This window comes from Streptomyces sp. NPDC001914, assembly GCF_042891215.1.
Classification (GTDB): domain Bacteria; phylum Actinomycetota; class Actinomycetes; order Streptomycetales; family Streptomycetaceae; genus Streptomyces.
Genome location: NZ_JBIASW010000005.1, coordinates 163,293 through 176,550 on the forward strand (window position 1 = coordinate 163,293; position 13,258 = coordinate 176,550).

At 69.0% G+C, this 13,258-nt stretch carries 10 protein-coding genes; 7 read left to right on the top strand and 3 right to left on the bottom strand.

Annotation, left to right across the window (positions count from 1 at the left end; translation table 11 throughout):
- Positions 1–68: 68 nt before the first annotated feature.
- The 7 genes from ACFYYF_RS16335 to trxA all read left to right on the top strand — a co-directional run bounded on the left by ACFYYF_RS16335 (position 69) and on the right by trxA (position 9,778).
- Positions 69–2,510 (top strand): DUF6049 family protein, encoded by a 2,442-nt coding sequence (locus ACFYYF_RS16335; RefSeq protein WP_388776084.1) that lies wholly within the window; start codon positions 69–71, stop codon positions 2,508–2,510.
- Between the two features lie 46 nt (positions 2,511–2,556).
- Positions 2,557–4,800 carry a murein biosynthesis integral membrane protein MurJ gene (murJ, locus tag ACFYYF_RS16340; protein ID WP_388776087.1) on the top strand — a complete coding sequence of 748 codons (2,244 nt, stop codon included), beginning with the start codon at positions 2,557–2,559 and terminating at the stop codon, positions 4,798–4,800.
- Between the two features lie 118 nt (positions 4,801–4,918).
- Positions 4,919–6,634: a protein kinase family protein gene (locus ACFYYF_RS16345; protein WP_388776089.1), complete on the top strand. Its 1,716-nt coding sequence runs from the start codon at positions 4,919–4,921 to the stop codon at positions 6,632–6,634.
- Between the two features lie 28 nt (positions 6,635–6,662).
- Entirely contained in the window at positions 6,663–7,394 is a 732-nt protein-coding gene (gene sigM, locus ACFYYF_RS16350; RefSeq protein ID WP_361693378.1) for an RNA polymerase sigma factor SigM, read from the top strand.
- Complete coding sequence (locus ACFYYF_RS16355) at positions 7,391–8,317, top strand: anti-sigma factor family protein (RefSeq protein ID WP_388776092.1); 927 nt, start codon at positions 7,391–7,393, stop codon at positions 8,315–8,317. The genes sigM and ACFYYF_RS16355 overlap by 4 nt, the downstream gene beginning before the upstream one ends.
- Positions 8,318–8,440: 123 nt before the next feature.
- Positions 8,441–9,400 carry a thioredoxin-disulfide reductase gene (gene trxB / locus ACFYYF_RS16360; protein WP_388776095.1) on the top strand — a complete coding sequence of 320 codons (960 nt, stop codon included), beginning with the start codon at positions 8,441–8,443 and terminating at the stop codon, positions 9,398–9,400.
- Between the two features lie 45 nt (positions 9,401–9,445).
- Positions 9,446–9,778 carry a thioredoxin gene (gene trxA, locus ACFYYF_RS16365; RefSeq protein ID WP_361693372.1) on the top strand — a complete coding sequence of 111 codons (333 nt, stop codon included), beginning with the start codon at positions 9,446–9,448 and terminating at the stop codon, positions 9,776–9,778.
- A gap of 88 nt (positions 9,779–9,866) precedes the next feature.
- Here the strand turns inward: trxA and ACFYYF_RS16370 are convergent, their stop codons facing one another.
- The 3 genes from ACFYYF_RS16370 to ACFYYF_RS16380 all read right to left on the bottom strand — a co-directional run bounded on the left by ACFYYF_RS16370 (position 9,867) and on the right by ACFYYF_RS16380 (position 12,976).
- Positions 9,867–10,484 (bottom strand): GNAT family N-acetyltransferase, encoded by a 618-nt coding sequence (locus ACFYYF_RS16370; RefSeq protein ID WP_361693370.1) that lies wholly within the window; start codon positions 10,482–10,484, stop codon positions 9,867–9,869.
- Between the two features lie 327 nt (positions 10,485–10,811).
- Complete coding sequence (locus ACFYYF_RS16375; protein WP_388776099.1) at positions 10,812–11,906, bottom strand: ParB/RepB/Spo0J family partition protein; 1,095 nt, start codon at positions 11,904–11,906, stop codon at positions 10,812–10,814.
- Positions 11,903–12,976 (bottom strand): ParA family protein, encoded by a 1,074-nt coding sequence (locus ACFYYF_RS16380; RefSeq protein WP_361693398.1) that lies wholly within the window; start codon positions 12,974–12,976, stop codon positions 11,903–11,905. The genes ACFYYF_RS16375 and ACFYYF_RS16380 overlap by 4 nt, the downstream gene beginning before the upstream one ends.
- Between the last annotated feature and the right edge of the window lie 282 nt (positions 12,977–13,258).

A 13,258-nucleotide genomic window follows, 5' to 3' on the forward strand; every position in this document is an offset into this window, starting at 1 on the left:
GCACCTCGTTACCATGCGTGGACGCACATTCCGACGACCACTGACGACGACGAGGGACGGGCGAGCGCGTGGCCGAGGCGGCAGACTTCCAAGGGACGAGTCCCTCACCTGCCCGCCGGTGGCTCCGGCGCAGCGGTGCACTGCTGGCCGGGGCGCCGCTGCTGGCCGGGCTGCTCCAGCTGCCCCTCAGTACGCCCTCACAGGCCGCCGAGAAGGCCTCCGTGTCCACCGCGGCCGGGTCCGCGGCCACCGCCGCGGGGTCGTCCGGCCCCGTGGACGTCAGTCTCGACTCGCTGACTCCCAGTGCCCCCACCGACGGCGACACGGTCACGGTCTCGGGCTCGGTCACCAACACCGGCAAGCAGACGGTCACCGACGCCCACGTGGGCATCCGGGTGGGGCCGTCCCTGAACACCCGCACCGCCATCGACACGGTCGCGAAGCGCACCAGCTTCCAGCCGGGCGTCGACACGCTGGAACTCGGCGGCAAGTACGTCGCGAAGGTCACCAAGCTCGCCGCCGGCAGCTCGCAGCACTTCTCCATCTCGGTCCCGGTCAAGGACCTCGACCTCGGCGACGACGGGGTCTACCAGCTCGGTGTGTCGCTCACGGGCCGGACCACCGCGCAGCCGTGGGACCAGGTCCTCGGCATCGAGCGGACGTTCCTGCCCTGGCAGCCCGACGCGGCGGACACGAAGACGAAGACGACGTACCTCTGGCCGCTCATCTCCACGGTCCACCTCACGGCGGAGACGGGGTCGGACGCCCAGCAGACGCCCGTCTTCAAGAACGACGACCTGGCCAAGGAGATCTCCCCGGGCGGGCGCCTGGACCAGCTCCTGTCGCTGGGCAGCCAGCTCGACGTCACCTGGGTCCTCGACCCGGACCTGCTGGCCTCCGTGGACGCGATGCGGGGCGGCTACCGGATCCAGCAGAAGAACGGCACCACCGTCGCCGGGAAGAACCAGGCGGTGGCCAATGCCTGGCTCGACAAGCTGGAGAAGACGGTCCAGGGCCAGAGCCTCGTGGCCCTTCCGTTCGCCGACCCCGATCTCGCGTCCCTGGCCCACCACGGCAAGGACGTCACCGGTTCCCTGAGCCACCTCAAGGACGCCACCGATGTGGCGGCCGACACGGTGGAGACGATCGTCCACGTGAAGCCGAGCACGGAGTTCGCCTGGCCCGCGGACGGTGCGGTGGACCCCTCGATCATCAAGGTGGCCACCTCCGCCGGCGCGGACAAGGTGATCGCCCGCAGCGACAGCCTCCGTGAGACGGGCGGCCTGTCCTACACGCCCAGCGCAGCCCGCCCCATCGGCGGCGGCACCACGGCTGTGGTCGCGGACGAGCGGATGTCGACCGCGTTCCAGGGCGACATGATGAAGGCGGACGCCTCGACCCTCGCCGTCCAGAAGTTCCTCGCGCAGAGCCTGATGATCAACCTTCAGGAGCCGAAGAAGGAACGCAGCATCGTCGTGGCTCCGCAGCGCATGCCCACGGCGAGCCAGGCGCAGTCCATGGCCGAGGCGGTGCGGACGCTCCAGCAGGGGAACTGGTCGCAGTCCCAGGGACTGACCGAGGCCGCCAAGGCCAAGCCGGACCCCGGCGCCACCACGAGGGTTCCCTCCGCGTCCTCGTACCCGTCGGCGCTGCGCCACCGGGAACTGCCGCGCTCGGCGTTCGAGCGGATCCAGGCGACCCAGGCCAAGCTCGACAAGTTCCGGGTGATCCTGACCGACGAGTCCCGTGTGGTCACGCCGTTCGGACGGGCCATAGAGCGCGGCATGTCCTCGTCCTGGCGCGGCCGCACGGCGGAGGCGGCGGACTTCCGGCAGGGCGTGGAGACCTATCTCGACGGGCTCATGGGCCTGGTGCATCTCATCCAGAAGTCGGACGCGAAGCTGTCCGGGCGCAGCGCCACGATCCCCGTGACGGTGCAGAACAACCTCGTGCAGGGCGTGGGCCATCTGATGCTGCGGCTCACCTCGCAGCAGCCCACCCGCCTGAAGATCGGTGACGGCCCGTACGACGAGCAGCCGATCCAGGTCGCGGGCGAGCACAGCCAGTCGGTCAAGTTCACGACGTCCACCAAGGCCAACGGTCCGGTTCAGGTCGTCGCCCAGCTCTACACGGAGGACGGCCAGCCGTACGGCGACCCGGTCGCCTTCGAGGTGAAGGTCACCGAGATCACCTCCACCGTGATGCTCGTCATCGGCGGCGGCGTCCTGCTCCTCGTTCTCGCCGGTTTCCGGATGTACACGCAGCGCAAGCGCGCCGCGGCCCGGCAGGCGGCGGAGGACGCGCAGGACGGTCCCGAGGCGGGGGGCGACAGCGAGGACGCCGACGCCACCGTGGACACTGACTCCACCGAGGATTCCGATGCCGGTCCCGAACGGGCTTCCGCCTCGGAGTCCGGGGCAGACGCCCCGGAGCAGCCGAGTGACCCGACACCGGACACCGCACCGGAAAGCGCCGACCCGTCCGGCACGGGTGAGAGAGTGGACCGTTGAGCGATGTCGTGGCCGGTGGGCCCGGGGACGATGAGGTGGGGTAACCATGAACGCGCCGTACGACGGTGACCGCGGCCAGGGCGCGGGATCCTCGGGCTACCCCGAGGACTACCCGGACCAGGCCGCGGGCCGCTCCGGCCACCCCGAGGGCTCGCCGGAGAACGCTCACATGCCGCAGGGCTCGCCCGCGGACATGTACCTCCAGGACGCCTACGACCAGGATCCGTACCGGGCTCAGGACCTCTCGGCCCAGGACCCGGTCGCGGAGGCGCTCTACGACCGTGCCGCGCACCCTCCGCCGCCGCCCGGGACGTACGCGCCCCAGCAGTCCCTCTACGCCCAGCCGCCCGCGTCGCAGTACGCGCCCGACCCGCGGCTGTGGGCCCAGACGCCGCCTCCCGAGCCGGCCGGGCCGACGCGTCACCTGCCGTACGGCGACGACGCCCGCACCACCCAGTACGTGGGCGTGGACGATCTGGTCACCCAGGCCGGCGAGGACCAGCATGAGCCCGACGCCTTCGCTCATCTCTTCCGCGACCAGCAGCAGGGCGGCGTCCGCCACGGCTACGCGCCCTCCGCTTCCCCCGCGGTCCCGGCACCCGCTCCCGAGCCGGCTCCGGCCGCCGCTCAGCCTCCCGCGGCCGCTCCGGCGAAGTCCGGCGGCCGTGCCTCCGGTTTGCTGAAGTCGAGCGCCGTGATGGCGGCGGGCACCCTGGTGTCCCGCCTCACCGGCTTCGTACGGACGATGATCATCACCGCGGCGCTGGGAGCGGCGACCCTCGGTGACGCCTGGACCGTCGCGTACACCCTGCCGACGATGATCTACATCCTCACCGTCGGCGGCGGCCTCAACTCGGTCTTCGTGCCCCAGCTCGTGCGGTCGATGAAGGAGGACGACGACGGGGGCGAGGCGTACGCCAACCGCCTGCTGACGCTCGTCATGGTCGCCCTCGGTGTGATCGTCACGGCCGCGGTCTTCATCGCGCCCCTGCTGATCCAGCTGATGTCGAACTCCATCGCGAGCGACCCGGCGTCCAACAACGTGGCCGTCACCTTCGCCCGGTACTGCCTGCCCACGATCTTCTTCATGGGCGTCCACGTGGTGATGGGCCAGATCCTCAACGCCCGCGGGAAGTTCGGCGCGATGATGTGGACCCCGGTCCTGAACAACATCGTCATGATCTTCACCTTCGGCATGTTCCTGTGGGTCTACGGCACCGCCCGTCACTCCGGCATGGACGTGACCAACATTCCGCCGGACGGCGTCCGCCTGCTGGGCATCGGCACCCTGCTCGGCCTGGTCGTCCAGGCCACGGCGATGATTCCGTACCTGCGCGAGGCCGGCTTCCGGTTCCGTCCGCGCTTCGACTGGCGGGGCCACGGCCTCGGCAAGGCCATCAGGCTCGCCAAGTGGACCGTGCTCTTCGTCCTCGCCAACCAGGCCGGCGTCCTCGTCGTCACCCAGCTGGCCACGGCCGCGGGCAAGGCCTCGGACAAGGACGGAGCGGGCATCCTGGCCTACGCCAACGCCCAGCTGATCTGGGGCATGCCGCAGGCGATCATCACGGTCTCCGTCATGGCGGCCATGCTCCCGCGGATCTCGCGAGCGGCCCACGACGGAGACCCGGGAGCCGTCCGGGACGACATCTCGCAGGGTCTGCGGACCTCGGCCGTCGCGATCGTCCCGGTGGCCTTCATGTTCGTCGCCCTGGGCATCCCCATGTGCACCCTGCTCTTCGGCTCCAGCGGCATCGCCGCCGCCCAGTCCCAGGGCTACGTCCTCATGGCCTTCGCGCTCGGCCTGATCCCGTTCTCGGTGCAGTACGTGGTCCTGCGCGGCTTCTACGCCTACGAAGACACCCGCACCCCCTTCTACAACACGGTCATCGTGGCCGGCGTCAACGCCGCCGCCTCGGCCGTCTGTTACGTGATCCTGCCCGCGCAGTGGGCGGTCGTCGGCATGGCCGGCGCCTACGGACTGGCGTACGCCGTCGGCGTCGGAGTGGCCTGGAAGCGGCTGCGCAAGCGGCTCGGCGGCGACCTGGACGGAGACCGCGTGCTGCGCACGTACGCCCGTCTGTGCCTGGCCTCCGTCCCTGGCGCCGTGGTGGGCGGGGCCGTAGGCTTCGCGATCACCCGAGTCCTCGGGTACGGCGTGATCGGCTCGATCGCGGCGCTCGTCCTCGGATCGATCGCCCTGCTCGGTGTCTTCTACGTCGCGGCGCGCAAGATGCGCATCGAAGAACTCAACTCAATGGTCGGGATGGTCCGCGGGCGCCTGGGGCGCTGAAGCGGGGGTACGCGCACAACCATCGTCCGTCGCCGTGTGTCGTGCATAGCGCCGGACTGTGGGCACAATTGGTTTCTGCGTCGGACAGCGCGCAATGGATGGGGAGGCAGGGACGACGGTGGCGGAACGGAGCACAGCTGCCGTCGACGTGGCAGACAACAGCGGTGACGAGCCGCTGACCGCCAAGGCGGACCAAACCACGTCCGACGGGGTGGCCCTCAACCGGGAGCGGGAAACGGACAGCGAAGAGGCACAGGGGAGCGGCGGGACCGAGGGTCCCGGAAAAACCTCACCGCCCGAACTGCACAGTGGTCACAAACTCGCCAGGCGCTACCGCCTCGAAGAGTGCGTCACCCGACTGGACGGTTTCAGCAGTTGGCGCGCGATGGACGAGAAGCTCCGCCGCGCCGTCGGAGTGCACCTGCTGCCCGCCGATCACCCGCGAGCCCGCTCGGTGCTGGCGGCGGCCCGGTCCTCCGCCCTGCTGGGCGACCCCCGGTTCGTCCAGGTCCTGGACGCGGTCGAGGAGAACGACCTCGTCTACGTGGTGCACGAGTGGCTTCCGGACGCCACGGAGCTCACCGCCCTCCTCGCCTCGGGCCCCCTCGAGGTGCACGAGGCCTACCAGATGGTCAGTCAGGTCTCGGGGGCCATGGCCGCCGCGCACCGCGAGGGCCTCGCCCATCTCAAGCTGACCCCCGGTGCGGTGCTGCGCACGTCCACCGGCCAGTGGCGCATCCGCGGCCTCGCCGTGAACGCGGCGCTGCGCGGCATCAGTTCGGACACCCCGCAGCGCACCGACACGGAGGCGATCGGCGCACTCCTCTACGCCGCCCTCACCCAGCGCTGGCCGTACGAGAGCGACGCCTACGGCCTGTCAGGGCTGCCCAAGGGCGTCGGCCTCATCGCACCCGACCAGGTGCGCGCCGGTGTCCACCGGGGCCTGTCGGAGCTCGCCATGCGCGCGCTCGCCAACGACGGAGCGACCGCCTCCCGCCACGAGTCCCCGTGCACCACGCTGGAGGAGCTCGTGAAGGCGATCGGCGAGATGCCCCGCATCCGTCCGCCGGAGCCGGCGTTCACCGCGCCGCCCGAGTACCAGCGCACGACGTACCAGCAGGGCACGTACGGCCGGCAGTCGCCGCGTCCGGGCGCCACCCAGACCCTGCCGACTCCGCCGCCCCCGCTGCAGAGCCGTACCGGCACAGCCCTGAAGTGGGCCGTGTCGGCTCTCCTCATCGCCGCCCTGGGCCTGGGCAGCTGGCAGCTCGCGGACGCGCTGATGGACCACGACAAGCCCGAGGACACCAAGCAGACCCAGACGACGGACGGCAACGAGAAGGGCGGCAACAAGACCGCCCCGACCAAGCCGATCGCCATCAAACAGGCTCAGGAGTACCTGGTCGACGGCTCCGCCCAGGCGGCCGACGACGTGGACAAGACCTTCGACGGCAACAGCACCACGTTCTGGCGCACGAAGAAGTACCTCGCAGGGCCCAAGCTGGCGCCGTACAAGCCCGGTGTGGGCATCGTCTACGACCTGGGCTCGGCCCAGGCGGTGAAGAACGCCTCGATAGGGCTCCGGTACACCGGAGACCACACCACGATCCACCTGTACGCCGCCGACGCACTGTCTCCCTCGACGTCGGTCGACGGCATGAAGGAGATCGGTTCCTCCACCACGACCGGCACCACCCTGGACGTGAAGGCGTCCAAGTCGGTGAAGACGCAGTACGTGCTGCTTTGGATCACCGACGTGCCGAATGCTCCCAGCGACGGCTACAGCGGCGCCGGCTGGAAGCAGGCGATCACGGACGTGAAGTTCACCGGCTGACGTCCATCGACGGAGGGGAGGGGGTCCGATGGCCGATGAAGCCACACACGGCGAAGCAAGCGATCAGGACCTCCTGGCCCGCCATGTCGAAGGTGATCCAGACGCCTTCGGTGAGCTTGTACGGCGTCATCGGGACCGGCTGTGGGCGGTGGCCCTGCGAACGCTGGGAGACCGCGAGGAGGCCGCTGACGCGGTCCAGGACGCGCTCGTCTCGGCCTACCGGGCCGCCCACACCTTCCGGGGCCAGTCGGCCGTCACGACCTGGCTGCACCGCATCACGGTGAACGCCTGCCTGGACCGGGCCCGCAAGGCGGCCTCCAGGAAGACGTCCCCCGTGGACGACACCCAGCGCCTGGAGCAGCTCCTCGAACCGCACGAGTCCGCCGCCGCCCCGGCCGAGCGCAACGACCTCCACCGCGAGCTCATAGGCGCCCTGGGCACGCTTCCCGCAGACCAGCGCGCCGCCCTCGTCCTGGTGGACATGCAGGGCTACCCCGTGGCGGAGGCGGCCCGCATCCTCGATGTGCCGACCGGCACGGTGAAGAGCCGCTGCGCACGCGGCAGAGCCAGACTCCTTCCTCTGCTCACCCACCTCCGCGCGGACAACCCGGGTGACGAGGAGACGAAGAAGTCGGGCGGCGGACGGAACCGGACGCAGGGGACATCCGTCCCACCCGCAGCGGGACCTCGTGCGGCGGGCCCCCGCGACGCAGGTCCAAGCGATTCAGCGGCTGTGAAGGGCGGAGGTGGTCGGGCATGACGTCCACGACGGACAAGGCCGGGCACCCGGACGTCGCGGAGATCTCCGACCTCACCGAAGGTCTGCTCTCACCTTCCCGCACCGAGGACGTACGGCAGCACCTCGACGGGTGCGCGCTCTGCGCCGACGTCTACGACTCCCTGGAGGAGATCCGGGGCCTTCTCGGCACCCTGCCGGGTCCCCCGCGCATGCCGGACGACGTCGCCGAACGCATCGACGCCGCCCTGGCCGCGGAAGCTCTGCTGAGCTCCACAGCCCCCGACGAACCGGCCGACGCCCTCGCCCACGCCGAGCGCCCTCATGTTTCACGTGAAACGTCGACCGCGACCGTCGCCAGTCCTTCAGGACATCCTCGGGGAGCCACCGGCCCGGGTCGCCCTCATCGGGCCCGTCGTGGCCGCCGCAGGACGATCCTCCTCACCACCGCGTTCGCCGCGGCGGCTCTGGGGCTCGGCGCGATCCTCGTGCAGTCCCTGGGCGGCGACAGCTCCGGCACTGCCCACCAGACAGCGACCCGGCAAGAGTCGGGATCACGGACGACCTTCTCGGAGCAGACGCTGAAGGGCGAGGTCTCGGGTCTCCTGACGAAGGACAAGAAGCCGAGCGACGGCCCCGCCAGCGCCAAACCCTGGGGTGCCCAGTCACAGGACACCGGAACCGACTCCGGCGGAGTGCAGACCCTGATCACCCCCGTCCCCGCGGTTCCCCCGTGCGTGGAGCAGGGGACCGGAGATCCCGGGGTACTCCTCGCCGCCAAGGAGGGCTCGTTCCAGGGGAAGAGCGTCTATCTCCTCGTGGTGTCGGACTCCTCCGACAAGGCCAAGGTCACGGCCTACCTCGTCGACGCCTCCTGCGCCAAGCAGAAGCAGTCCTCTCCGCCTCCCGGCAAGCTGCTGCTGACTCGCTCGTACCCGCGTTCCTGAACGGTCTCCGTGTGCCCTGACACAGCGGGAATTGAAGCCCCTTAGGATCCGTTGGGTGGGGTGAGAGTACTGAGAGATGCTCCCACCGGAACGCAGCAGTCTCCAGAGACGAGGAATCAAGCCGTGAGCGACGTCCGTAACGTGATCATCATCGGGTCTGGGCCCGCCGGCTACACGGCGGCGCTCTACACCGCGCGCGCGTCGCTGAAGCCGCTGGTCTTCGAAGGCGCCGTCACCGCGGGCGGCGCGCTGATGAACACCACCGAGGTCGAGAACTTCCCCGGCTTCCAGGACGGCGTCATGGGCCCGGAGCTCATGGACAACATGCGCGCCCAGGCCGAGCGCTTCGGTGCGGAGCTGATCCCGGACGATGTCGTCGCCGTCGACCTCACGGGCGAGATCAAGACCGTCACGGACACCGCCGGCACGGTGCACCGCGCCAAGGCCGTCATCGTCACGACGGGCTCGCAGCACCGAAAGCTCGGCCTCCCGAACGAGGACACGCTCTCCGGGCGTGGCGTCTCCTGGTGCGCTACCTGTGACGGGTTCTTCTTCAAGGACCACGACATCGCCGTCATCGGTGGTGGCGACACCGCGATGGAGGAGGCAACCTTCCTCTCGCGCTTCGCCAAGTCCGTCACCATCGTGCACCGCCGGGACAGCCTTCGCGCCTCCAAGGCGATGCAGGAGCGTGCCTTCGCGGACCCGAAGATCAAGTTCGTCTGGGACAGCGAGGTCGCCGAGATCAAGGGCGACCCGAAGCTGGCCGGTCTGACGCTGCGCAACCTGAAGACCGGTGAGACCTCCGAGCTGCCGGTGACCGGGCTGTTCATCGCGATCGGTCACGACCCGCGCACCGAGCTCTTCAAGGGCCAGCTCGACCTGGACGGCGAGGGTTACCTGAAGGTCGCCGCGCCTTCGACCCGCACCAACCTGACGGGTGTCTTCGGCGCCGGCGACGTCGTCGACCACACGTACCGCCAGGCGATCACCGCGGCCGGTACCGGCTGCTCCGCCGCCCTCGACGCCGAGCGCTACCTCGCCGCCCTCGCGGACAGCGAGACCGCGGCCGCAACCGTCTGATCACCTCCCTCCTCCCCACCGCACAAACAAGTTAAGGAGCCCGCCGTGGCCGGCACCCTCAAGAACGTGACCGACGACTCCTTCGAGCAGGACGTCCTCAAGAACGACAAGCCCGTCCTGGTGGACTTCTGGGCCGCCTGGTGCGGTCCGTGCCGTCAGATCGCCCCCTCGCTCGAGGCCATCGCCGCCGAGCACGGCGACAAGATCGAGATCGTCAAGCTCAACATCGACGAGAACCCGGCGACGGCCGCCAAGTACGGCGTCATGTCGATCCCGACCCTGAACGTCTACCAGGGTGGCGAGGTCGCCAAGACGATCGTCGGCGCGAAGCCCAAGGCCGCGATCGTGCGCGACCTTGAGGACTTCATCGCCGAGTAGTCGTCGGCGGCCGCACACGCGGCGTCTGTTTCACGTGAAACAGAGAATGGGCCAGCCCGCTCGGGCTGGCCCATTCTTTTTGTGAGCGTCACAGAGGACGAAGCGCGGGCTCCTTCTGCACGGCTCCCAGGAGCCGGTCCAGGGCCAGCTCCACGTCTTCCTTCCAGGAGAGCGTCGTCCGCAGTTCCAGCCGCAAGCGGGGATACCTGGCGTGGGAGCGCACGGTCTTGAAGCCCACCGCGACAAGATGGTCGGCGGGGAGGACACAGGCGGGCTCCTTCCACCGGGCGTCCCCGAAAGCCTCGATCGCCTTGAATCCCCGACGAAGCAGATCCTTGGCCACCGTCTGGACCAGTACCCGGCCCAGTCCCTGTCCCTGATAGCCCGGCATGATGAACGAGGTCATGAGCTGAACCGCGTCCGGTGCCACAGGGCTCGTGGGGAACGCCGTGGAGCGGGGGACGTAGGCCGGCGGCGCGTAGAGCACATAGCCCACCGGCACCTCGTCCACGTACGCGACCCGGCCGCAGGATCCCCAGTCCAGCAGCACCGAGGAGATCCACGCCTCCTTCTCCACGGCACTCGTGCCCGCACCTACCGCGGCTTCACCGCTGACTGGATCCAGTTCCCAGAAGACGCACGTACGACAGCGGTTGGGAAGGTCCGGAAGGTTGTCCAGCGTGAGCGGTACGAGCCGACGCCCCATGAAGGCTGTTCCTCGCTTCCTTCGCCCGCGGCGTCACGGGCGGCTGTCAGATGGCTCCGCTCTCTGAGCAGGCTGCCGACGAAACCGCCGACCGCTCCCAGACCCAGACCCACGGTCACCAGTCCGGTACGGCTCACGGTCTGCATACCCCCGCCTCCCCGATGAAGGTGCTGCCAGGTGGATGCGCCATACCCATCGCATCGTATCCACGAAGGGATTACATCGATACCGCCAGAAAGCAAAGAGCGGGCCGTAATCCGGCACACGCCGGACACGGCCCGCTCTCACGGTGAACCCGATCGGACATCGGTGCACCAGGAAGCCGGATCAGGCTTCCGCGTCGTCCGAGTCGTCGTCCAGAAGGCTCTTCTGAAGGACCGGTCCTTCTCCCGGAGCGAGGGAGCCGAGGATGCGCTCAAGGTCTTCCATCGAAGCGAACTCGACAGTGATCTTGCCCTTCTTCTGCCCCAGGTCGACCTTCACCCGGGTCTCGAAGCGATCGGAGAGACGCGTCGCCAGATCACTCAGCGCCGGAGAGACCCGGCTGCCGGCCCGCGGACCCTTGGCGCGCTGAGCCCTCTGCGGACGCGACCCCATGAGGGTCACGATCTCTTCCACGGCTCGCACCGAAAGGCCCTCGGCGACGATCCGGTGAGCCAGGCGGTCCTGCTCCTCCGAGTCGTCGACCGCGAGGAGTGCCCGGGCATGGCCGGCCGAGAGAACTCCGGCAGCCACACGGCGCTGAACCGACGGGGAGAGCTTCAGCAGCCGCAGGGTGTTGGAGACCTGGGGACGTGACCGTCCGATCCGGTCCGCCAGCTGGTCATGCGTGCAGTTGAAGTCCTTGAGGAGCTGGTCGTAGGCCGCCGCCTCCTCCAGCGGGTTCAGCTGAGCCCGGTGGAGGTTCTCCAGGAGGGCGTCCAGGAGAAGCTTCTCGTCCTCCGTGGCCCGCACGATGGCGGGAATGGCCTCGAGCCCCGCCTCACGGCAGGCCCGGAAGCGGCGCTCTCCCATGATGAGCTCGTAGCGCCCGGAGCCCACCTGGCGTACGACGACCGGCTGGAGGAGTCCGACCTCCTTGATGGAGGTGACGAGCTCGGCCAGCGCGTCCTCGTCGAAGATCTCACGCGGCTGGCGAGGATTCGGCGTGATGGCGTCGAGAGGCAGCTCGGCGAAGTGGGCCCCGACGGGAGCCTGAAACGCCTCCAGCGCCGCGATCGACGCCGCGTCCTCCGTTTCATGTGAAACAGAGGGCAGCGTGGTCACCTTCGCCGCCGCCACCCCGCGCTCCGTGGTGAGTACCGGGCCGGTGGCCGGCGAGGAGGGTGCCCCACTCGCCGAAACGCCCGGCCGCTCACCGGTCGGAGCCGCAGGGATCAGCGCGCCCAGGCCCCGCCCCAGACCCCGTCGTCGGTCGCTCACTGGATCCCCTCCACCATGTTCTGATCGTTCTGTCCGCCCAGCTGGGCATGTTGCGCGTCGTACGCCACTCCGACTCCTCGCAGGGCGATCTCGCGCGCGGCCTCAAGATACGAGAGAGCACCGCTCGAACCCGGATCGTAGGTCAGAACCGTCTGACCGTAACTCGGGGCCTCCGAAATACGGACCGAGCGCGGAATGCTCGTCCGCAGCACCTCCTTGCCGAAGTGGCTGCGCACCTCCTCCGCGACCTGGGACGCGAGGCGGGTCCTGCCGTCGTACATGGTGAGCAGAATCGTCGAGACGTGCAGGTCGGGGTTCAGGTGCCCGCGCACCAGGTCGACGTTGCGCAGGAGCTGCCCCAGGCCTTCGAGTGCGTAGTACTCGCACTGGATGGGGATGAGGACTTCCGCACCGGCGACCAAGGCGTTGACCGTCAGCAGACCGAGCGACGGCGGGCAGTCGATGAGGATGTAGTCCAGCGGCTGCTCGTACGCCAGGATCGCTCGTTCCAGCCGGCTCTCACGGGCCACCAGCGACACCAGTTCGATCTCCGCACCGGCGAGATCGATGGTGGCCGGGGCGCAGAAGAGACCTTCGACATCCGGGACCGGCTGAACGACCTCGGAGAGCGGCTTGCTGTCGATCAGCACGTCATAGATCGATGGAACCTCGGCGTGGTGGTCGATACCCAGCGCCGTAGAGGCATTGCCCTGAGGGTCGAGGTCGATCACCAGGACCCGGCCGCCGTGCAGCGCCAGCGAGGCTGCAAGGTTGACCGTGGTCGTGGTCTTGCCCACCCCACCCTTCTGGTTGGCGACCACGATGACTCGGGTCTGCTCGGGCCGTGGCAGACCCTCGCCGGCGCGACCTAGCGCCTCCACAGCCAGTTGGGCAGCACGACCGATGGGAGTGTCGTCCATCGGGGGTGGTGTTTCACGTGAAACATCCTCCCCCATCGATTCGGTACGGGGACCGGGGACCGGATCGGTCATCGGTCCCGCGATGTTGGCGTCGGACCGCAAGGATTCACTCTCCTCGACTTCAGGCTCGCAATGAACAGAGCCTCCCATGCGATTGGGGTCGCGAACCAGCGAGGCCCGTTGTTCTGTGGAGAAATCCACCTCTGTGGACAACTCCGAACCCCCTCCGAGCGACCCGAGAGGTCTCCGATCGCGGGGTTCGGCCGCAGCTCGGCCGCGACTGATGATGCCGTGCAACAGTGAGCGACGTTTCACGTGAAACACGATGCCGAGCCGCTTGGATCATCGCGGCGCGACACTCCGATATGCGCAGGTTTGGAAGCTTTTGCGCAATAGGTCGCATCATCGGGATCGGTCCACGGGGAGTGAGAA

What these genes read in the sequence shown, in the direction of transcription:
- ACFYYF_RS16355 (WP_388776092.1), top strand. Translation starts at nt 7,391, where the DNA reads ATGACGTCCACGACGGACAAGGCCGGGCACCCGGACGTCGCGGAGATC.
- sigM (WP_361693378.1), top strand. Translation starts at nt 6,663, where the DNA reads ATGGCCGATGAAGCCACACACGGCGAAGCAAGCGATCAGGACCTCCTG.
- murJ (WP_388776087.1), top strand. Translation starts at nt 2,557, where the DNA reads ATGAACGCGCCGTACGACGGTGACCGCGGCCAGGGCGCGGGATCCTCG.
- ACFYYF_RS16370 (WP_361693370.1), bottom strand. Translation starts at nt 10,484, where the DNA reads ATGGGGCGTCGGCTCGTACCGCTCACGCTGGACAACCTTCCGGACCTT.
- ACFYYF_RS16380 (WP_361693398.1), bottom strand. Translation starts at nt 12,976, where the DNA reads ATGGGAGGCTCTGTTCATTGCGAGCCTGAAGTCGAGGAGAGTGAATCC.